Annotated in this window: 9 protein-coding genes and 1 riboswitch; of the genes, 3 read left to right on the top strand and 6 right to left on the bottom strand. The window is 64.3% G+C overall.

The window, feature by feature from the left end; all coding sequences use genetic code 11:
* Positions 1 to 4: 4 nt before the first annotated feature.
* Positions 5 to 616 carry a translesion DNA synthesis-associated protein ImuA gene (gene imuA / locus HX818_RS08860; RefSeq protein WP_017475309.1) on the bottom strand — a complete coding sequence of 204 codons (612 nt, stop codon included), beginning with the start codon at positions 614 to 616 and terminating at the stop codon, positions 5 to 7.
* Positions 616 to 1,233 (bottom strand): transcriptional repressor LexA, encoded by a 618-nt coding sequence (lexA, locus tag HX818_RS08855; protein ID WP_177019854.1) that lies wholly within the window; start codon positions 1,231 to 1,233, stop codon positions 616 to 618. Before lexA ends, imuA begins: the two co-directional genes overlap by 1 nt.
* 101 nt (positions 1,234 to 1,334) lie before the next feature.
* A riboswitch (cobalamin riboswitch) is annotated at positions 1,335 to 1,542 on the top strand.
* Positions 1,543 to 1,635: 93 nt separating this feature from the next.
* On the opposite strand from lexA, the gene HX818_RS08850 reads away from it, so the two are divergent.
* Genes HX818_RS08850 through HX818_RS08840 form a run of 3 tightly spaced genes read left to right on the top strand, consistent with a single transcriptional unit; the run spans position 1,636 to position 4,831 of the window.
* Positions 1,636 to 3,570 (top strand): TonB-dependent siderophore receptor, encoded by a 1,935-nt coding sequence (locus HX818_RS08850; RefSeq protein ID WP_177019853.1) that lies wholly within the window; start codon positions 1,636 to 1,638, stop codon positions 3,568 to 3,570.
* 11 nt (positions 3,571 to 3,581) lie between these two features.
* Positions 3,582 to 3,914, top strand: coding sequence for a ferredoxin (locus HX818_RS08845; protein ID WP_008432571.1), 333 nt, complete (start codon positions 3,582 to 3,584; stop codon positions 3,912 to 3,914).
* Positions 3,911 to 4,831 carry an ABC transporter substrate-binding protein gene (locus HX818_RS08840; protein ID WP_177019852.1) on the top strand — a complete coding sequence of 307 codons (921 nt, stop codon included), beginning with the start codon at positions 3,911 to 3,913 and terminating at the stop codon, positions 4,829 to 4,831. Before HX818_RS08845 ends, HX818_RS08840 begins: the two co-directional genes overlap by 4 nt.
* Before the next feature lie 292 nt (positions 4,832 to 5,123).
* Here the strand turns inward: HX818_RS08840 and HX818_RS08835 are convergent, their stop codons facing one another.
* The 4 genes from HX818_RS08835 to gspE form a co-directional block, all read right to left on the bottom strand.
* Entirely contained in the window at positions 5,124 to 17,687 is a 12,564-nt protein-coding gene (locus HX818_RS08835) for a filamentous hemagglutinin family protein (protein WP_177019851.1), read from the bottom strand.
* Positions 17,688 to 17,888: 201 nt separating this feature from the next.
* On the bottom strand, positions 17,889 to 19,052 hold the full coding sequence (locus HX818_RS08830) for a substrate-binding domain-containing protein (RefSeq protein ID WP_003210472.1): 1,164 nt from the start codon (positions 19,050 to 19,052) through the stop codon (positions 17,889 to 17,891).
* A gap of 483 nt (positions 19,053 to 19,535) precedes the next feature.
* Positions 19,536 to 20,747 carry a type II secretion system inner membrane protein GspF gene (gene gspF / locus HX818_RS08825; RefSeq protein WP_008432563.1) on the bottom strand — a complete coding sequence of 404 codons (1,212 nt, stop codon included), beginning with the start codon at positions 20,745 to 20,747 and terminating at the stop codon, positions 19,536 to 19,538.
* Positions 20,747 to 22,165 carry a type II secretion system ATPase GspE gene (gspE, locus tag HX818_RS08820; RefSeq protein WP_177019850.1) on the bottom strand — a complete coding sequence of 473 codons (1,419 nt, stop codon included), beginning with the start codon at positions 22,163 to 22,165 and terminating at the stop codon, positions 20,747 to 20,749. Before gspE ends, gspF begins: the two co-directional genes overlap by 1 nt.
* Positions 22,166 to 22,323 lie beyond the last annotated feature (158 nt).

Raw genomic sequence — 22,323 nt, 5'->3', positions numbered from 1 at the left:
AACCTCAGTGCCCAAGCGCAATGGGCGCGGGATGGGCCAGGCCGCCCCGGCACTTGAGCACCCGCACTTGCGCAGGGCTCGCCTCAACCGCCAGGCGCAACGCGGCCGGTGACGGGTTGATGGCCTCGTTCAAGGAGCGCCAGGCAAAGGCCAGGGTCTGGCCGGTTTCCGCCGCCACCTGCAAGCGGCGCAAGGCGCGGTCATCGGCCTTGCGCGGCCAGCACAGCACCGCGCCACAACTGCCGGAACGCAGGCATTGCTCCACGGCCCACAGGGCATCACGTTCATCGGCCTGGATCACGGAAAGCTGGCGCACATCCACCCCGGCGTTTTGCCAGGCGTGGGGGTACGGTGTGTAAGGCGGCGCCACCAGTACGATGCGCTCGCCGGCCGCCGACAACCGCGCCAGGGTCGGCCACACCAGTTGCAACTCGCCCACGCCCTCCTTCGCCATCAGGATTTCGCTCAACGCCGCTTCCGGCCAGCCACCGCTGGGCAGCACCGCATCCAGGGCCGCAAGCCCGGTGGGATGGACGCTGGCCGGGGGCGCGGCGGGCCGGCCTTTCCAGACCCGGCCGCCATTGAACAGCGAGTCCAGTGCAACGACGGCGCCCATCAGCCTTGCCTCACCAAACCGCAGAACACCCCTTCGATGGCCAGGTCCTGATCGGGCCGCACCACGATGGGTTGATAAGCGGGGTTGCGCGGCAGCAGGCGCACGCGCTCGCCGACGTGTTCAAAGCGTTTGATGGTGACTTCACCGTCCAGGCGCGCCACCACGATCTGCCCGTTCAAGGCCTCGGCACTGCGGCGTACGCCCACCAGGTCGCCATCGAGGATGCCGTCTTCGATCATCGAATCGCCCTGCACCCGCAGCAGGTAATCCGGAGTTTTCGCGAACATGGCCGGGTCGAGTAAGAGGCGGTTGTGCACTTCAGCGTCAGCGCCGATGGGCAAGCCGGCAGCTACCCGGCCAAGTACCGGGATGTCCAACAGCTCCGGCCGCGCCGGCTGATTGAGCAGGCGAATGCCGCGCGCCTGGTTGGGGTTGACCTCGATAAAGCCGCCCTCGGTCAGCGCCAGCACATGCTTGCGCGCCACGCTGCGGGAGGCAAAGCCGAACGCCTCGGCGATCTCGGCGAGGCTGGGAGACTGGCCTTGCTGCGCGATACGGTCGCGGATAAAGGTCAGGATGGCGGTACGGCGGGGCGTTAGATTCTTCATGGAGTACATTTGTACTCCTGTGGGAATTTTCTGGCAATATCCGTCAGTCGCTTCCCTGGCAACCGCCGGAAAAGTACCCGCCAAGTTGACGAACGGTCTTTCGAATGTTCAGATGCCGGCCTGTTTCAGGTGCCTCATGCCGCCGTGCATGGGGTGAAACGGGAAACCGGTGCCGCTCTTTTCGAGCCAGTCCGGTGCTGCCCCCGCAACGGTAGACGCGTGATTCCTTCGACACACCACTGTGGCCTGCGCGCCATGGGAAGGTGAAGGTGTCCATACGCGTGAGCCCGGAGACCGGCCTGGAATTCTGTTTGGCAAAATCCTGCGGTGGGCGGGCATGGGCCGGTATTGGCGTGTGCTCGGTACCTACTCGTGCGTGCTTTTCGCGAAAGATACTTTTCCGAGAAGACTATGATTCGACCTTACAATACGTCCGTGCCCAGCCTGCTGCTCGGCTGCCTGTTCAGCCCCCTGCTGCTGGCCGACGACCCTCCCCTTGAGCTCAAGCAGCAGATCATTTCCGCACCGTCGGTGGAATCCACTACCGTGGCCGACATGGCCCAGTACGGCAGCAAGGTCGAGATCGTCACCCGCGAACAGATCGAACGCGCCGGCCCCGCCGCCGATGTGTCGCGCGTGATGCAGATGTTCATCCCCGGCCTGTACGTGGCCCCCAAGAACGGTCCGTTCGACTACGGCACCTATTCCCTGCTGGGCGGGCGCAACGATGACACGTTGATCCTGCTGGACGGCGTGCGCCTGAACAACCGCCTGTACGGCGGCCTGTACCTGGACACCCTGCCCGCCAACGCCATCGAGCGCATCGAAGTGCTCAAGGGGGGCCAGAGCCTGCTGTTCGGCACCCAGGCGGTGTCGGGAGTGATCAACATCGTTACCCGCAGCCCGCAAACCCGCGAGGCGTCCGGCGAGGTGAACCTGGGTGCCGACACCTTCGGCGGCACCACCGGCGACGCCCGGGTCGAGAAGATTTTCAATAACGGATTTGGCGACCTCGGCTTGCTGGCCTACGTCAGCCGCAACGCCTCCGAGGGCTACCAGCCGTTTCGCAACCGCGACATGAAAAACGTCAGCGACAAGAAGCGCTCCTACGAAGTCACCACCTTCGGCACCAAGGCGATCCAGTCGTTTGGCGATGACACGCGCCTGGAACTGTTTTACCAATACGCCGACGCCAACCTCGATTTCGCCCGCCCGGTGGACAACCACAAGACCACCAACGACCGCGTGCAACAGATCGCCACGGCCACCTTCGAGCAAACCATCAACGAGCGCCTGAGCTACTTCGTCAAAGGGCATATCAATGATTGGGACACGCGCTACACCCGCATCAACAATATCGAAGGCGGCGGCACCCGGGTCATCAACCACAACGACTACTGGGGCTTCACCGATTGGGGCGTGCAGGCCGAAGGCAAGGCCGTGCTGCCCGGCGAGCACGTGCTGGTATTCGGGTCCGATAACCAGTGGTTCAAGGGCCAGGACGATGTATTGATCATCGACGACAACAAGGCCCAGGCCCACGCGCTGTACACCCAACTGCGCCCGACTATTGAAGCCCTGCCGAACTGGCACCCGAGCATCGGCGTACGCCACGAAGCCATGAGCGGCGGCGACAGCGCCACTGTCGGCATGCTCACTTCGCTCTACGACCTCAACGACAACTGGGCCCTGCGCGGCCAATACGGCACTGCCTACAAACTGCCAAACGCCGAGCAACTGTTCGTCAACGAAGACGATGAGAAAGGCAACCGCAACCTCAAGCCGGAGAAGAGCCGCAACGCCGAACTGGGCATCGACTACAAGGGCAGCCTGCTGGCCCGGGACTTCAGCGCCAGCGTCACGCTGTTCAAACGCAAGATCACCGACCTGATCACCCTGGACGATATCCAGTGGGTCAACGGCCAGGGGCAGATCCAGATGCGTGGTTTCGAGGCCGACGCCAAGCTGCAGCTCAATGAACAATGGAGCGTGCAGGCCGACATGACCCGCAACCTCACCGAGTCCCGTGCGGGTGTCACCATCAACGATATCCCGGGCTTCTTCGCCCGCTCGCGGGTCGGCTATGAATCGGCGGACCGCCTGTGGGGCGCCGGCACCGCCGTGCGTTACATCGGCGATATCGCCAGCTCGAAAAAGGTCGAATACGGCAACTACACCGTGGTGGATGCCGACGCCTATCGCTACCTCGACAACGCCCACCAACACCGCGTGAGCCTGCTGGTAGAAAACCTGTTCGACCGCGATTACGTCACCAGCCGCGCCAGCAACGTCGACAACCTCGGGCGGCCGTTCACCTCCGAAGTACGCTACACGTATCGCTTCTGATGAGTACGCCCGTGGAAACTCATCCGGACTGGTCCCACGTGCCTGACCACGCCCGTCACGTGTTCCTGTGCACTGGCCCACGCTGTACGCAGCGTGGCGCGCTGCAACTGTGGAAAACCCTGCGCCGCCACCTGCTGCAACACGACTGCATCGAAAAGCCTGGCGGCGTGCTGCTGACACGCACCCACTGCCAGTTCCCGTGCAACCTGGGGCCAATCGTGACGGTGTACCCGGACACTTGCTGGTACGGCGTGCACAACAAAGACGATGTGCAACGGCTGGTGGAAGTGCATCTGGTGGGCGGCGAAGTCGTCGAGGATCTGCTGATCAAGGAGCGCCCATGAAGGCCTCGTGGCTGCTGCTGGGCGCCCTGCTCTGCGCGCCATCGGTATTGGCCGACAGCTTTCGCAACTGCAACCAGGATTGGACCGCCGCCCACTCACCGCCTTCGCGCATCGTGGCCCTCAACCAGCATGCCGCAGACCTGCTGTTGGCGCTGGATGTCGGCCCGGCCTTGGTGGGCGTGGCGTATCTGGATGACAACGGTGTGGCCCACCGACACGGCGAGTATTTCGGCGTGCCGGTGATTGCGCCCAAGTACCCGTCCAGCGAAGTGCTCTATGCGCAGAAACCGGATCTGGTGGTCGGTGGATTCGCCACTGCCTTTGGCACTGGTGTCACCTCCCGCACAGGGTTGGCAGGCAACGGGGTTGGGTCGTACTTGCTGGAGTCGGCGTGCGACGGGCACTCGCTGGATTACTTCGGGCATATTCGCAACGACCTGTTTACCCTCGGCGCCCTGGTGCACAAACAGCAACGGGCGCGGGCGTTGAGCGATGCCATGGACGCCGACCTGGCCAGTGCCCAGGCACTGGCGGGCGAAGGTAAACCGCTGTCGGTGTTCTACCTGGACAGTGAGGTCAACGGGCTGGACAGCGAAGGCCGGCGTGGGTTCGTCACCACGTTGGTGGCGGCTGCTGGTGCGCGCAATTTATTCGCCGGGATCAACCAATACCGCGTCACCGTGAGCAGCGAAACCCTGCTGATGAGTGATCCGGATGTAATTTTGCTGGCGGATGCGCTGTGGTCACCGGCCAGCCGCAAACGTCAGTTGCTGACCACCGACCCGGTGCTGTCGCGTTTGCGGGCGGTGCGGGAGAACCGGATGATCGATATTCCCTTTACCCATTTGGTGCCCACCGCGAATAGCGGCCGAGTCGTGTTGGAGTTGGCGAGGCAATTCAAACAACTGGCTGAATAATTCACGAGCGAAGCGCCTGACCAATTTACTCAGTCCATGCCACCGACCAAAGTTGTGAAACGCTGTAGGTTTCCAATGCTGAGCGCTTCGTACTTTTAATCGCCTCCAGCTCCTGGCCTGACAGATCAGGGTGATAGAGCTCGCACTTGGTGGCCGAGATATCACTCATCCCGGCCTCAGTGACTACCGGCTCGACCGCGCCACCATCCACCGGGGAAAGCCGGGGCCCCAAGACGAAAAAAAGGGGCGATCAATGATCGCCCCAAATACAACGAGAGGTCCTTTTCTAAAACTACAAGCTGATCTGCTGGCGCTCCTCATCCGTCAACCGCGCCCGCGCCTGGTCACTCAACGGTCCGGCGCCGAGCACCTGCACCGGGCTGTTGGGGTTGTAGCCCGAGGTCTTCTGCCCGTCCTCCGGCTTGCGCTCAACTGGCTCGCTGCCAAAGCTCAACACTTCCACCGTGACAATCGACGCCCGGCCCTGTTTGGCCGCCGCCTGCTGGCTGCGCGCGGCATCTTCCGCCGCCTGGGACGCCGCCGCACCGGCTGCGCTCGCCGAGGTCATGGCCCCGGTGTTTACCGCCGCCGACACCGGCACCCCGGACGACTTGCCCTGGGTCTGGATGTTGGCGGCATTAACGACGCGCAACGCGGCAATGTTGATGTTGCCCGAGACCCGAATCCCCGCTTCACCCGCATCGATGGTGCCCAGCGGGGCGATCAGGTCGATGTCTCCGGCCGGCACTTCGGGAATCGGGTTCAAGGTGGCAATCCCCGCCCCGGTGCTCGGCACCGCCGGCGACAGGGTCACGTTGCCCCAGTTGTCGTAGACACGCTTGGGCGGCGTGTACACCACGGTGGTCTTGGATCCGCGACCGGCGTTGATGTCGCCCTCGCCGGACCAGCCCATGATCGAGCCGCCGAAGGTGGTCATGATGCGGCTCTGGCCCAGCAGGATGCTGCCCATGGAATACAGCTGGATATCGCCGGCGCCCTGGGTGATCACACCGGCGGTGGACGGCGGTGCCGCGCCTTCGATGCCGAAGGTCTGCCCACCGCCCGGGGTGAGCATCTGGATCGAGCCGCCGAAATTGGTGTGTACACCGGAGCCGCCGAACAACGTGATATCGCCCTTGTAGGTGATCGGGTTGCCGGCCACGTCCTTGTCCGGGAACAGCGCGGCAATCGCTGCACGCCCCCGTACATAGCTGCCCTGGCGCACACCGCCCACCGCGTTGTACTCACGGCCGGCGGCCTTGAGTTCGGCGAAGTACACATCACGGGCGAACACCCGTTGCTGTTCAGCGGGCAGTGCGGCGTAAACCGCGCGGGCCTGCTCGCGGGTGCCGACGAAACCGAAGCGCTCGGCGAGCCAGGTGACCAGTTCGTTCTCATAGGTCTTGGCGACCTTGCCGCCCTGGATCGACAGGGCTTCGCCTGGCTGGACGAGGTTGGCCGGGTCCAGGTAGGCCTCGACAAAGCGCCGGTAATCCGGGCCGTTGGGGCCGACGCCAGCTTGCATGACGATGCCTGCGCCAGGGCGGTTGTCGCCCGCGACCACCGGGCCCAGGCTGGTGATGCTGACTTCGCCGCCCTTCGCCGGGTCACGCCCGGACATCAGGATATTGCCGCCCGCCGTCACTTCCAGCAGGCCAGGACCGGCAACCTGGAAGTTGCTGTACAGAATGTTGCGCCCGGCGGAGACGATGGAGATGTCAGTGGGGTTGTTGTGGATGAACAGGTTGCCGGTCGACTGCTCGCTGACCGCACCGGGGGCCGTATTAAAACGGCTGCCACTGCTGACAATGTCTCGCCCCGCCATCATCCAAACCGGCCCGTTGCCCTCGTACCAGGTCTGCCCCGAATGCAAAAACGTGGGGGAAGAATTGAACGTCAGGGTCCGGCCGCTGCTGACCCCCACCAGATCGCCGGTCAAGGCATAGAACCGCGCCGGTTCCGTTGGCGCGTAAGCGGCTGCCGACGCCGTGGCGGAGCCAAAGGCAAACAAAGGACGCGGAATGGAACCCGACGAGCTACCGTTCTCCGACAGATTGTTGCCATCGGCAACCACCTGACCATCAATGGTCCCGACGAACGCCGGCCGCCAAGGTGTGGCCATGATGCTGGGGTCGGCCCCGGAAGGCGTGACAAACATACCGCCCGCATAAATCGAGTCATGGGCCAGGAATTGCAACTGGCTGCTGGCACCGGGAGCGAGCACCAAGGCATTTATCGGACTCGTATCGGCTTGGTATCCCAGGACGGCGTTTCCGTAATAAATACTGCCGCCAGCCGCCGTCGCTCGAACGATCGATGGGTAGACGGTTGCCAGGTCGGACGCTGCGGCGGAGACAGATGGCGTCAAGTTGCCCCCCGCTGAAAACAGGTCGATTGCCGTGTGACCGGTCCACAACGAGAACCAACTTTCGCCGGTCCCACTCGTCCCGCCACGGGTAAACGATGAGTTGTTCAGCAGGACGACACGGCCCGGGTCAATCACTTGCTGCAGCACCAGGTCACCCAATGTGGTCAGGTTGAATGTGGCATCCCCCGGCACCAGGGTGATACCCCCCACTGCCCGGCCACGGGTCGCCTGGAACGGATCGAATGCGCGGGTTTCGCCCGGGCTCTGCTCAGAGCTGTTGCTGCCGTAGGTCAGGTCGATCCGGCCCGTGGTCGCACTTTGCAGTTGGACATTGCCCCGGATATTCACCAACTGGCCGTTCTGATCGTTTACATCAACCACGCTGCCAGGGTTCAGGGCGCCACCGATACGCACCCGCAGATCACCACCGCCCGTCAACTGCAGGCTGCCATCACCGGCAACCCGCCCGGTACTGCCAACCGCCAGCACCAGCCCCTGGCTGCGCGGGTTGGCAGAGGCCGACATTGGGTTGCCGTCCATGCGCCGAAGCACACCGGCATCCCCGCCTACCTGTACATCCACGTCACCGCCGCCGAGGGTGCCGAAACCGGTAAACCCGACGAACGCATCAGCCTTGGAGGCGTTGGCGGTATAGCTACCGAAATTGATCCACCAGGCCGTCGGCTGCGCCTGCCCGCCGGTGTTCACCGTGCCGCTGCCCTGGCGCCACAGCCAGTTGGCCACATCGGCGGAGTCGATGCCGTTATCCAGGGGGTTGGGCCGACTTGGGTTGAAGACGCCTCCCAGGATATTCCCCGTCAGGTTGCCCCCCACGTTCACGCTCAAATTCCCCCCTGCCTCCGGGTACCAGGCACGGTACAGGCTGTCAGATGAGCCGTTGACGAACTGTTCAAAATAACTGTTGGTATCGTTCAGCACCGTCTTCGCGCTGTTCAGCGCCTTGGGCTGGTTGTAGGGGTCACTGGCACCGGTTGCAGTGGACGATGTACCGGCGGTGTAGACCCCATACAGGGAGTCCATGCTCAAGTTGCCGGCGCTGAGCAGTTCGAGGTCGCCCGTACCGGTGCGAATCACACTGAAACGGCTGCTGGAGGGGGTCGCCGCATACTCTTTGCCGCTTTGGGCCTGGCAGTAGGCGGGCGAGCTTGCACAGAACTCATCGATGGAAGGGATACCGAACTGGTCCAGGATGCTTTGCTCGATCGGCGTTCCGACGGTGACGATAATCCCGTTGTCCGCCAGGTCCTTGGCGCCGAATTCGGTCCAGACATAGCCAACTTTCACGGCGCAGTACGCCGGATTGCCCCCACAGAAATCATCAATCGAACCCAGGCCGAAATCATCGAGGATCTTTTGGTCGATCGGGTCGCCTTCCTTGACCACCACCCCATTGGCCGCAAAGTCCTCCACCGCGAAGGCGGTCCAGGTCAACTTGCCCTTGGCGGGCATCTCCTTGGCAAACATGCCGTAGTGGCTGTCAGCCAAACGCAGGTCGCCGCTGCGCGGATGGGCTTGCAGGATGCGGCTGTCGGCCGCCTCGGTGTCAGCACCTGCAACCAACCGCAGCGACCAGGATTGCGAACCTTCGGCCAGCATCGGCGAGAGGGCCCACAGCTTGCCCTGGCGCCCCGCCACTTCCGGGCGCAACGCCACCGACTCAGCCCCGCCCGGCAACTTGACGTTGGTGCCGGAAGGAATCAACGCGCCGCGCGGCAGCGGTATGTCGCCATTGAGGGTCACGTGGTTTTGCGTCGGGTTAAGCGCCTGGTAGTTCGTCGGCAACGGCACCCCTTTGGGCCAGGTCAGCGCCCCGAGCCGGGTGTCCTGGGTCAGCAGGCTGCCGGCGTCCAGCTGTGAGCCGGCCGCCAGGGTGTGTGCCTGGCTCAATAACGTGCCTGCGGCAAACAGCACATTGCCCGCGCTGTCGAACACCGCTGCGGCCAGTACCGTACCGGCAGGCAGCGTCAGGTCCTGGTTCAGCGTCGCCCGGGTCGGCAAGCGCGTTCCGGCGGCCACGCCCACGACCTTGATCGGCAGGTCGTAGTTGAGCACGGTGCCCGCCGGGAAGGTCGTGCCGTCCGCCAGGGTGATGCCGTTACCCGGCACGATGATCGTGCCGCCGGTAAAGTCGATGCCCGGCAACAACACCCAGCCCTTGTCATCGACGGTCTGCGGTGGCGGCGCAAAACCGTCGTTGATGCTGCCGTAAATGTTCAGGTCGCCACCGGCGCGCAGGGTCAGGCTGCCCGACTCACCGGAGCCATACACCGAGGTTTTCTGGCTGTTGGGGTTGAGGCTGGCGTAACGGTAGCCGGACAGGTCCAGATCGCCCTGCACCACCAGGTCACCGTCCGCGGTCTTGCTGACGATTTCCACGCCCGGGCGCAGGTGGAAGGCATTGGCGTAGGTTGCATTGTTAAGCCCGGCGAGTTTGTTTTGCAGCAGGTTCTGGTTGAACAATGCACCGTTGATAAAGGCCGTGCTCAGCACATGCTTGCCATCCAGGTAGGCCTGGTCGATCTGTTGGTAAGGCCGCCCGCTGGCCGTCGGATCGGTGATCAGTGGCGCATCGTCGTAACTGATCATGCCGTTGAGGGTGATCGAGCGCGCGCCCTGGATCGTCAGGCGGCCATGGGCATCGATGTTGATGTCGTTGCTGGTGCCATCGACGTTGATCAGCCGTGGTGCATTCAGTTCCAGGGTGCCGCGATTGCGCCCGTCATTGCCCTGGACCGCCTCGGTGCCGTGGCGCAGGTCGATGCGTGCGCCATCGGCCAGGGTCAGTTGACCGGTGCCGGAGCCGAGCACCACCATGGCCCGGTTGGGCGAGTCGATGATCTTGCCGTAGCTGTCCACCCGCAGCTTGCTGCCATGGGCGTCGAGTACCGCGCCGCCGTCCAGCGTCAGGCCGTGCTTGCCGGCCAGGTTGATGCTGCCGACGCGCTCGCCACTGGCGTCCACCAGGCCGGTGACCCGCAGGCTGCCGTTGTCCACGGAGACGTTGACGGTGCCGGCCTTGAGGCCATTGCCGATGGTCAAGTCGCCCTGCTTGAGTTGGAAGCTGCGTGTGCCGAACACCTGGCCTTGATTCAGGCGCTGGTTGAGGTCGGCGAACTGCTGGTCCAGTGAACCGCTGCTGCCCAGGCGCTGGGCCTGGATTTCCACGGTACCGGCCTCATAAGGCATCGTGGTCCCGCCCGCATCGTAATAGCCACTGCTGCCGGCGAGGATCGTGCCTTGCAGGTCGACGATACCGCCCGCCGCGTCCACCGCAACCGCCCGCAGTTTGCCGGCCTGGTTGTTTTTGGCCGAGAGGTCGATGGTCGAGCCGGCAGCCTGCAGTATGTTGCCGCTGCGGCTGTCCAGCAGCACCGTGCCGCCCGCGCCGTACTGGGTCACATCGTTGAACACAGTGGCGCGACCGGCCAAGTCGATCAACGCCGCATCCGTCAGCACCACATCACCCCGGGCGCCCAGGCTGACTTTGCCGCTGGGCAGCACTACCGCCGTGGCCAGGCGAATGCTGTCGCCTTGCAGGGACAGTTCGGCGCCCTGGCCGTCGGCCTTGCCACGCGCCCCCGCGGACGCTGCAATATCAATCGCCCCACCTGCGGTCATGCGGTTCATCGAACCGGCTTCGCCGGTCATCAGCGGGGTGAGGATATTCAGGTCGCCGCCGCTGTACTGGAAGCCCTTCACCGGGTCATAGGCGCCCTGGCTCTGATACACCGAGAGGCTGCCCTTGTGGTTGGCGGTAATGCGCTCGCTGGCATTGAGGTTCACGCTGGCAAAGCCCAAAGCCAGGCGATCGAAACTGCTCACGGTGTTGGTCTGGGCAAAGGCGCCGTAGCCGAACTCAATACGCTCGGCGTTGATATCCAGGCGCCCGCTGCCAGTGCCCGCCCCGCCGGCGATCACCGAGCCCGGTGGGGTGGTCGCGCCCTGCCAGATCAGGTTGGCGGTATGAATGTTGGCCACGTCGCCAGCGCCACCGGCACCGTAGATCGCCGGAGTGGAGAGCATCAGGTTGCTCAGCCGCGACTTACCCGTCAGTGGGTCATAGGTGTCCAGGGAGGTACTGCCGTAGAAGTTGAAACTGTCCCGCGCCGAGAGCTGCAGGGTTTCCAGGGCCGGCGCACCGAACTGTGAATCACCTTTGAGCAGGCGATCAAGAAGCGCCTGGGTGAGTGTCAGGCCGGCCGGCAACTGATTGGCCGCAGCGGCAGCGGCCAGGGCTTGGGCGCTGCCGAGGTTAATGGTGTTGACCCCCAGGTTGAGGTGACGGGTGCCGTAGCGCACCTGGTCGCCCAACTGGAAGGTATTGTTGGTCAACGCCACGATGCTGCCTTCGGAGTACAGCCCGGTTTGCCCGCTGCACAGGCCCGTGTCACACACACCGATGCTGATCCCGCCGCTGGGCACCGTCGTATTGAATGCAATGACATTGAGCAAGCCGTTGGACGCCGCCAGCATATTGGTGACTTTGTAGATAAAACCGTCACGAGCGTCGTAGCTGGCTTTGCCACGGCCGATGGTGTTGATGGATGCGCCCTGCTCCAGGACGATCGCGTTGGTGTCACTCAACAAAAAGACTTCCGGCGCTGCGAGCGTCACACCTTCCCGAAGCGTGACGGTGCTGTTGGCCCGACTCGTACCGCCCGCCAGGACGATGTAATTCCCGGACTGGCCATACGTAACTGCCGTCATCCCCCCCACCATCAAGCGCGAGGCTCCCAAGGCGTTGAGGCTGTCATCGTTGAAGGTAATGCCGGAAAAACCGCTGGTTGCGGAACTGCCCGCCGCGACGACTTCAATACCCAGTTTGCCTGGATCAATCACCGCCACCGCGCCGCCATAGCCACCCGCCGCGGCCTCAAAACGGCCTATGCCCTGGAACGAAAACGCATCAGCGCCGCCCCCTGGCCGCAAGGCCAGTTTCAGGGTCTTGGCGTCGACGGCGAGCATCGGGCGTGGCACACCCTGTTTCGCAGCGTCGGCCATGGCGAACTGGGCGTAGCTGGTTTCGTTGTATTGGGAATAGCGACGCAAGGTATCGGCCGAGGTCAGAATCAACTGGCTGGCAACGCTGTTGCCGATCCCGGTGTTGGCGATGGACAAGCGCCCGGCGGTGGACCAGGAGCCATTGCGCATGCGCTGGGTGGCGGCATCACTGCCGAGACCGGCCAGGCCGTTGATCTCGACGCGGAAAGCGCCGGGCATCAAGGCGTAGGTGGACGGCATCAGGGTATAAGTGCCCGCCGGCAGCCCCGGCACTCCGGCGCCGATGGTGACCTGCTGGCCCACCAACGGATCGACTGCGCCCTTCTCCGGTGCCACCGGCGCCGAGCCAGGCTGCACCCCGGGCACGATGGCGTAAATCGGGTTGGTGCCCAGGCCCGGCAAAACAAAGCCGCCATTGGCACCAAACTGCACCAGTGGGCTGTAGCGCGCATCCGTAGAGCCTCCGCGCCCGGAAACGAAACCGGCCCCCAGCAATTCGCCGCCGCCCGACAGGTCCAGGGTAGCCTCAGGCTGCACCTGCACCGACTGGCCGCCGAGAATCACCCCGACGCTGAGTTCCGCGTCCTGGTTGACCAGCCCGCCCTGGCCGACAAACGTCACGGTCTTGCCGTTGTACTTATAGACCTGCCCGTCCAGGGTGCCGCCATACGGCAGCACCAGGCCCTTGCCGCTCACCGAGGTCACGCTGCCCGGCAGCAATTGCACCTGGCTGCTGCCCATGCTGCCGATATCGATCAACCCCAGGGGCGCCCGCACCACACCGCCCTGCCGCACCGTCGCGGCGCCCAGTTGCAGGCGCCCGAATGCCGAGTAAGGCACCGCGGCATCCGTGTTGCCGGTACGGCCAATGGTCAGGGTGCGCAGCGGGTCGAACGTGATGTTGAGGCTGTTGAATTCGCTCAGGTAGCCGGCAATGACCCGCGCACCGACCTCCGTGGCCGGATACAACTGCGCCGCCCGCAAGGTCATGTCGCCCTGGGTCAATAACTGGGTGCTGACCCTCAAGGCCACGCCGTCCGGGTTCGCACCCGCCAGGAAGCGCAGATCGCCCTGGCTGGTCAGGTTGACCTGATCAAAGCCGCGACGCTCAAGGCCGACCAGGCTGTCGTCGGCCTGGCGCAGTTTGCCCTTGCTGCCAAACAACACGCTGCCGCGCACATCGATCAAGCTGCCGCTGGCATTGAACTGCGCCTCGGTGGCGCGCAGCGAGGGTAACGGCAACACCGACACCGGGTTCACGTAGAATTCCCGGGCCGGCGAATCCATGCCGGACAGCAGCAGAGACGGTGCCGACAGATTCACCCGGGCATTGGCTGCCGCGCCCTCACTGAGGTTGAAGGCACCGCTGTACAGGCGCAGGCTCTGGCCCATGTTCAAGGACACATCGCCGTCGAAACTCAACAGGCCGTTGCTCATCAATGCCAGGTTGTCGAAGCCGCCCGCACTGACCTGGTCGACGCCCAGGCGAGCGTGGCCGTATTCCAGGCTGTCGGCCGCGTCGGCGGCGGTGCCGGCGAGCGGGTGAGCCTGATGGGTCTGGCCGAGCACCAGTTCACGCACCTTCAGCACGCGATCCGTGACACTGCTCTTGGTGTAATACGGGCTGTCCAGCGCTACGTTCAGGCTGCCGCCCGCTGCGCCGGCACCGCCGGCCCGGGCCACCAGACTGCCGTCCAGGTACAAGCCATTGTTGGACGCCAGGCTGATGCTGCCGCCATTGCTGGCCGCCCGGGTTGCGCCCTGCCCCGGCACATCCAACACCGCTTGCGTGCCCGACGCGTCCAGCCGGGCGCCCTCGCGTACCACCACAAACAGGTCGCTGGCAGTGACCGTGCCGGTGCTCAGGTTGATCTCGCCACCGATACTGATCTTGCCGCCGTCACGGACCAACCCGTATTGGCTTCCACGATTGTCCACGGCGGTCGCGGCCCGGGCGGCGACATCAATCAGTGCGTTTTCACCCAGCCAGATGGAGCGGCCGTGGCCAACCGCGTTGGCCGGCTCGAACGCGCGCGTGGTCAGGCCGTTCAGGTTGACGCTGCCACCCCAGGCATTGAGCGTGCCGTCGACCGTCAGTTGGCCGATGCTGCGCAGGTTGATCGACTGGCCCGGGTCGACGCTGATCACCGCGCCCTTGCCGACCACCAGCGCGGTTGTCGGCAGTTGCTCGGCAGGCGACTCCAGGTGGCCGGCGGAAAGGGTCAGGCTGGCGCCACGGCGTTGGCCGAGTACGCCCTTGCTCGCGTCTTCCTGGTAAAGCGGCGGGGTCCAGCGCTCCATGACGCTGGCCGCATCGCCGCCGCCCGGCGTCGTGGCGGCCTGCTCCGAGAGCCGGTAGGCCGGCACGTTCACATCCACCTGAGTACCATCGGCGACCAGCAATCCTTCGTTGCCGGTAATGTCATAGGCCGAAAAACCCTTGTTGAAAAAATCCCCGGCCAACTGCAAGGTCTTGGCATCCGGCGCCTGCGGGCTCTGGCCGATCTGCACCTTGTTGGCCTGCAAGGTCAGGGTGCCGCCTGCGCTGACGCCATAGCCGCGAATCTCGGCGCCCAGGTCCAAAGCCCCCAGTGCGCCCACGGTCACGTCGCCGCCCTTGCCGCCCCGGACTTTGCCATCCAGGCCGATGGTCGCCCCGGACGACGTTTCCACCAGGCTGCCTGCCGCGAGGTTCACGTCGCCGGAGCTGCGCAACGACACCTTGCCACCGTTGATATACGCCACCCCGTCAGTGGCCGAGGGGTCCAGCGCCAGATTATTCCAGCGCCCGGAACTGTCCAGCTTGACTCCGGCGGCCACATCGAGCCGGCCGATGCCCGGCAGAATCACATCGCCAACGACATTGGAGCGATTGAGGTCGACCTGATTCAGCAGGTTGCCCGCGTTGATGCTGCCGCCGTGGGCCGTGAGGTTGGCATTGACTGAAACCACGGGGCCGAACAGAGTGATGTTGCCGCCGTCAGCCACCTTGAGTGCGCCATTGACGTCAATCTGCTGCTTTGCGCCGACCTTGATCGCGCCCAACCGGTAGCCATTGAGCTGGTCACTGTCGAGCACCAGTTTGCCCTGGCGTTCGGTCGGCAGCGCGGTGGCGAGGTCCAGGCCGTCGGCGATTTTTTGCGTGCTGCCCTCGATCAGCACCTGGTCGATGGTCGGGGTCAAGGCGTAGCGCAAGGTGCCGGTGGCCTTGTTGTACACCGGCGTGTACTGGCCAATGATCAACTGCGCCCGCTGGGCCATGGCCTGCTGTGACTGCTGATAACCATCAAGGTTGATATTCGGTGCCTGGGTCTGGCGATCGCCCTGGAATACATCGCTGATCAACTGGCCTTCCAGCACCGCGTTGGTGGTGCCCACCACCAGCTTGCCGGCGTCGCGGCCCACGGTGTAGCCCGCCTCGTAGCGGCTTTGCTGGGCCACCAGCGGGTTGTAGTAGAAATCGCTGCGGCCCCAGCGGACGCTGGTGTCTTCAAAGCCCTTGTAGATCCCCGCGTAGAGAATGTCCCCGGGGGCTTTCGACAGCTCATAGAGCTGGCCGTCAGGCCCCTTGAGCCAGGTCTGGCGGATGTAGCCGGCCTGCACATCGACGGTGCCGCCCGACAGATTGACCTGGGCACCCTGCTGGGTCACCACGTCCTTGCCGGTGAACGTCACAGTGCCGCCCTGGGCCATCCACTCGCCGACCGAGTGGCCCTGGGTGCCCAGGTAACCGCCGACTTCCAGCAGCCCGCCGGCGGTGTACCAGCGGTCCGTCGCATAGCCGTTGGTGCCGGCCGGGACGAACACCAGGTCCCGCAGGTCGACCCACACGTCGTTGTTGATCAATTGCCCGCCGTCACGGTTGGCGGGCGCGTCGCGCTGTTCGTTGCCCTGCACGTTGATCTTGATGTTGTTGGCTTCCATCGCCACCTTGACGCCAATCGCGCCGGCCACGTCGATCATCGCGCCGTCACGCACCAGGCTGCGCTGGCCGGCACTGACCGCCACCTGGCCGCCGGTGGCCAGAGTGATCGAGCCTTTGCGCAAATCCACAGTGCCGCCGCTGACGATCTCGATCCGCGACTGGTCAGTGCGGTCGGCCACCGCGCTGAGGTTGTTGAACTGGCCGGTGATCAGGTTGGCAGGCAAGCCGTCGAGCTTGATCAGGCCGTTGTCCTTCTGGCTGTTGAGGGCGGTGCTGCCGCTGGCGTCCAGCAGGATCGCCGTGGTGCTGCCCTCGCTTAGGGTCACGCTGCCGGTGGCATCGCTGGCGGCGTTGAGCAAGTGAATCGTGCCACGGGTATCCACCGAAGTGCTGGCCAGGACCACGCCGTTCTGCTGCACCTGGTGCCCGGTGAGGGTGATGTCGCCGGTCGACGCCATGATCAGGCCGCTGTTGCTGACCTTGCCCGACGTGCTGCCGGCCTTGAGGCTGGTGGCCACTTCATTGCCACGGGTGGTGGAGCGGTCGTTGCCGGTGGTGCCGACGCCCTTGCGGATATAAAAACTGTCGCCGGCGGCCAGGGTGGCCTGGCCCCTGGCGGTGATGATGCTGCCGGCGTTCTCGACCTCCGAGCCGAGCAGCAAGGCATAGCCACCGGCGTCGGTAGAGGTGGCCGGGTTGTGAGTCTGGATCAACGCGCCGCGCTGCACCTCGACCTTGCCCGCCGCGTCGGTGAAAGTCGGCTGGGTGCCGTTGGCATCCACATAGATCCCGCGTTGGGTGAATTGGTCATCGGTGATGGTGGCAGCGGCCGCCACCAGGTTGCGCACATTGACCTGGCTGCTGCCGCTGAAGATCACCCCGTTGCGGTTCATGATCATCACTGTGCCAGGGGCGTTGATCTGGCCCTGGATTTCGCTGGGGCGCGCGTTGGGGTCGTTGACACGGTTGAGCACGGCCCAATTCGATTGCTGCTGGAAATCGACCGTGGTGTTGCGTCCGACGTTGAAGGTTTCCCAGTTGAGGATCGCCTTGTCGGCGGTCTGCTCGATGGTCACCGTGGTCTTGCCACCGTACTGGCTCTGGGTCGGGCCCTTGGCGTTGGTCCAGCCCTGGGTCAGGCTGTTGTCCACCTGCAAGCCGCCCTTGCCGAGGCCGTCGGGAATCGTCGAGACCTGGCCGAGCGCTGCTTGCCGGCCAGCGGCCTGGGCGGCCTGCTGGGCCGCAATCGCCGCGACACTGTTGTTGAGCGTGCTGATGGAACGTGACAACTGCTGGTTCGCCCGCGCCTGCTGATTCAACGACGGAATCCCCGGCACCTGCGCCCCGTTGAGGCGGGCCGCTGTCGCCGCCTGGGAGGCACCCTTGTCGGCAAACCAGCCGGAGCTGAACGCTGTCGCCGCGTGGGCGCTGCCTGCCACCATGAACAAGGCAATCGCCTGGGCCAGGGGTTTGAGGCGCAGGATCGTCTGGCCGCCAGGGCCTTGGGCATTCAGGTTGACCGGTGGTTTGCAGCGGACCATCAGGAAGCTTCCTTCTTTGTTTTTGCCCATGGGGAACTGGCGACGTGCGTCACGTATGGGAGTTAGGCGGTTGGCGAGGGGCGGGACTGAACTTCTGTCATGGAAAGTTCATGTAAGGCTGATAGCCGAGCCGCAAACGCAAAAATCAGCAACGGCACAGGCCGTTGCTGATCGGGTGTTGCCGGTCGGTAAAAGCGTGGGTTACAGCGGACGACCGATGGCGTTGCAGACATCAGACTTGCCGATGCTCAGCGCGCTGGTTGCGGTAACGAAGTTGCTGGTGATCGCGGCTTTCCAGGCAGCTGGCAGTGGCACGAAGCGGTTGGCCTTGATCGCGTTGTCGTTGCTGTTCAAGGCGCTGGCACCGAAGTGACGGGTGAAGAATGCACGCACTTGCGAGGTCTGGGTGGCGTCGGCGTAGCACTGGCTGAAGATCAGGTTGGTGAAGCCCAGGATCGGATAACCGCTGCTTGGGTAAGGCACGACGCTTGGATCGTTGGCATCGGCGGCGGCAGCAAACACCGGTACCCAGGCGTTCTGGTTGGCGACGTTGGCAGCAGCCGGTACGGGCACAGCAGCGATGGCGGCGGAAACGTTATCAGGGGCTGGAGAAACACCGGCGACCTTGGCCACTTTGGTGGCGTCATCCAGGCCAGCCAAGGTAGGCGCGGCATAGTCCGGGCTCATGTAGGTGATGCGACCATCACCGGCGTTCAGTGCGGTCATCACGCCTTGGCTGGTCACGGCAGGCACGGCGCCTGGTGGCACGCCGAAGCTGTCCGCGAAGTTGGTGGTGACCACAAATTTCTTGGACTCATTGACGCACTTGGCCGCCAGGAAACGGGTGAACAGCTCGGTGGTGCCACTGGCTTCGTTACGGTAAACCACCACGATATTACCGGTGCGACCGGTAGCCGGGAGTTGGTTCCAGGTGGTGATGCGGCCCGAGAACACGCCGCACAGTTGATCAACGCTCAGGTCAACTGCGTTGGTACCGGCCTTGTTGAATGGAATGGCAACCGAAGTGGCGACCGAAGGCACTTGAATCAGCTTGCCCCAGGTCGCTTGTTTGGTGGAGGCGTAGGTGGACAGTTCAGTCGAGGTCAGCTTCGAGTCGCTGCCCGCCCAGTGAACGTTCTTGGTGCCGGTGCCGAACTGGCTGTAGTCGTTGTTCAGGAACGCCAGTTTGCCTTTGCCGCTGCCCACGCCGATGTACGGGGCGAAACCGGCGGTCAATACGCCGGAGGTCTGGTACAGCGGTTGTGGCAGGGTGGCGCCGCCGCCGTTGATGTCTGCCATGGCAGCCTGGGCCGAGCACAGTGCAGCGAGGGTCATGGATACCGCGAGAACGTTGCGCTTAAACATGAAGAAGCTCCTTTCGTCGTGTTTGTACGTTGGGGTAGATGACGCTATGGCTTCGGTCCCGGGCTGTGTTCCGGGGGGTACCCAGGGGTGAGGCCATGGGTATGAAATTTCGCAGCATCCGATGACAGCTAAAGGAAAAAACCTCGGGAGGAACGGCTTGATTTTTAAAAAGATTCTCGGGTGTTTTGGTCACACTTTTGAGCGGTTTGGGGGTGAGGTGACAGCGAGGTTTCAGCGCGGATTTCGAGGACCGGGCTGGAGGCGTTACGGGCCGCGTGGTGGGGTTGGGCAGATGACAGAATGAGGAACCCGAGGTTGGGACCCGCGTGTCGGGCGCGCGAAAATAGTCTTGAAGAAACGCAGTTCAAATGTGGGAGCGGGCTTGCTCGCGAAAGCGGTGGATCAGGCGCGACATGTGTTGACTGACACACCGCTTTCGCGAGCAAGCCCGCTCCCACCTTTTTGACCGCGTTTCGTCAGCAGTCAGGTCACCAGTTGGTTGATTTCGATGATCGGCAGCAGCACGGCCATGACGATGACCAACACCACGGCGCCCATCACCACGATCATCAGTGGTTCAAGCAACGCCGTCATGCCCATCGCCCGACGCTCGATATCCCGCGACAGGGTTTGCGCCGCGCGCTCGAGCATCGGCGGCAGCGAGCCGGTTTTTTCGCCGCTGGCGATCAGGTGGATCAGCACGGGCGGAAAGACCTTTTCCACCGCCAGCGCAGGAGCCAGGTTGACGCCCTCGCGCACCTTGGCCGTCGCGTCGCTGACACACTGGCTCAGGCGGTCGTTGGACAAGGTCTGGCGCGCCGCTTCCAGGGCGCGCAACAACGGCACGCCCGCCCCGCCGAGAATCGCCAGGGTCGAGGCAAACCGCGCGGTGTTGAGGCCCAGTACAAAACGCCCGATCAACGGCAGGCGCAACACCCGGCTGTGCCAGCTCAACCGCGCCACGGGGTTGCGCAGGTACAGGCGCCAGCTCCAGAAACCACCCACGATCCCGGCAAAACACAGCCAGCCCCAGGCGCGGATAAAGTCACTCGCATTGAGCATCGCCAACGTCAGCCCCGGCAGGTCCTGGCGAGCCTGGGAAAACGCACTGACCACCTGCGGCACCACGTAGCTGAGCAGGAAAATCACAATGCCGATGGACACCAGCCCCACCACGCCCGGGTAGATAAACGCCGTGAGGATCTTGCCCCGCAGGTTATTGCGTTCCTCGATGTAGTCGGCGAGGCGCTCCATGACCTGGGCCAGGTCGCCGGACTCCTCCCCCGCCGCGATCAGCGCCCGATAGATCGACGGAAAGTCCCGGGGCCGCGCGGCCAACGCATCGGCCAGGCGCATGCCGCTGCGCACATCGGCGCGCACCGCGCTCAAGGTCTGGGCAATGTGTTTTTTCTCGGCTTGCTCCACCGTGGCGCTCAACGCGGCCTCCAGTGGCAGGCTCGCACCGAGCAGGCTCGCCAGCTGGCGCGTGGCCCAGGCCAGGTCATTGTCCGAGAGTTTGGCGCTGAACCGGCCGCCACCGCCGGCACGCTCGTTGTTGTTCTCGACCTGCACCCGCAAGGCCGTCAGGCCACGGCTGCGCAGGTGGGCAAACGCGCCGCTCTGGCTGTCTGCCTCAAGGTGCCCGGACTCCAGCTTGCCGCTGGCGTCGGCGGCTTCGTAGCGGTATCGGTTCATCAGGCGTCCCGTGTTACGCGCAGGATTTCTTCGGGGGCGGTGGCGCCGCTGCGTACCCAGCGTTCGCCATCCTCACGCATGCTGAACATGCCGGCGCGGCGTGCGGCGGCCTTCAAGGCCTGCTCGCCGGCGCCCTGGTGGATCAGCCCGCGCAGCTCGTCGTCGATGCAGAACAATTCATGGATACCGGTACGCCCGCTGTAACCGATCTGGTTGCACTGCACGCACCCGACAGGCCGCCAGGTGCCGGGCGCGGCCGGGTCTTCCTGCTTGCAGTGCGGGCACAGCCGGCGCACCAGGCGCTGGGCCAATACGCCGAGCAGTGACGAGGCCAGCAGGAACGGTTCGACGCCCATGTCGATCAAGCGGTTGACCGCCGAGACGGCGTCGTTGGTGTGCAGGGTGGCGAGCACCAGATGGCCCGTGAGCGAGGCCTGGACGGCAATTTGTGCGGTCTCCAGGTCGCGGATTTCGCCGATCATGATGATGTCCGGATCCTGGCGCAGGATTGCCCGCAGGGCCAGGGCGAAGGTCATGTCGATCTTGGCGTTGACCTGGATCTGGCTGATGCCCGGCAGGTCGTATTCCACCGGGTCTTCGACGGTCAGGATATTGCTGGTGCTCGCATCCAGCCGGGCCAGGGCGGCGTAGAGGCTGGTGGTCTTGCCGCTGCCGGTGGGGCCGGTGACCAGCACGATGCCGTGGGGTTGGCGGATCAGGGTGTCGAGTTTGGCCAGGACGGCGGGGTCCATGCCGAGGGTTTCCAGCTGCAGGCGGCCGGCTTGTTTGTCCAGCAGGCGCATCACTACGCGCTCGCCATGGCCGGTGGGCACGGTGGAGACACGAATATCGATGGGGCGACCAGCCACGCGCAGGGCGATGCGGCCGTCCTGGGGCAGGCGTTTTTCGGCGATATCGAGTTGGGCCATGATCTTGATGCGTGAGACCAGAGCGCCGTGCAGGGCCTTGCGCGGGGACACCACGTCACGCAGGGTGCCGTCGACGCGGTAGCGCACCACGGAGTGGGTTTCGTAGGGTTCGATGTGGATGTCGCTGGCTTCGTCGCGGGCGGCCTGGGTGAGCAAGGCGTTGATCATGCGGATCACCGGGGCGCCGTCCTGGGTGTCGAGCAGGTCGGTGATTTCGGGGATGTCTTGCATGAGGCGGTCGAGGTCGACTTCGTTTTCGGCGGCGCCCACGACGGCGGCGGCGCTGCCGGTGTCGGCGTAGGCAGTGGCCAGGAGGCCGTCGAGTTCGTCGTCGCGCACCTGGATGAGGTGGGTTTGGCCGAACTGGCGGTAGACCTCGCTGATGGACCAGCCGGGGGTCGAGGGGCAGATGGTCAGCGTCGGGCCCTGGGTTCCCGGGTGAAGGAGGATGCGTTGGGATTTGGCCCAGGCGTAAGGCAGGAGGCTCATGCTTTTGGGCTTCGTTTGGTTGAGTACATATCCATTCCTTCGGTTACGGCTTGTATTGGTTCCGCTCTTACAGCGGCTCACTTTTGAAAAGCGCAAAAGTAAGCAAAACGCTCTTGCCCCACCACTCGGCACCTCGCCCAGGCTCGGTGTGCCCTCAC

Source organism: Pseudomonas sp. F9001 (genome assembly GCF_013385435.1).
Taxonomy (GTDB): Bacteria; Pseudomonadota; Gammaproteobacteria; order Pseudomonadales; family Pseudomonadaceae; genus Aquipseudomonas.
Note: the sequence above shows the minus strand (reverse complement) of the source record. Positions and strands in the feature narration are given on the sequence as shown.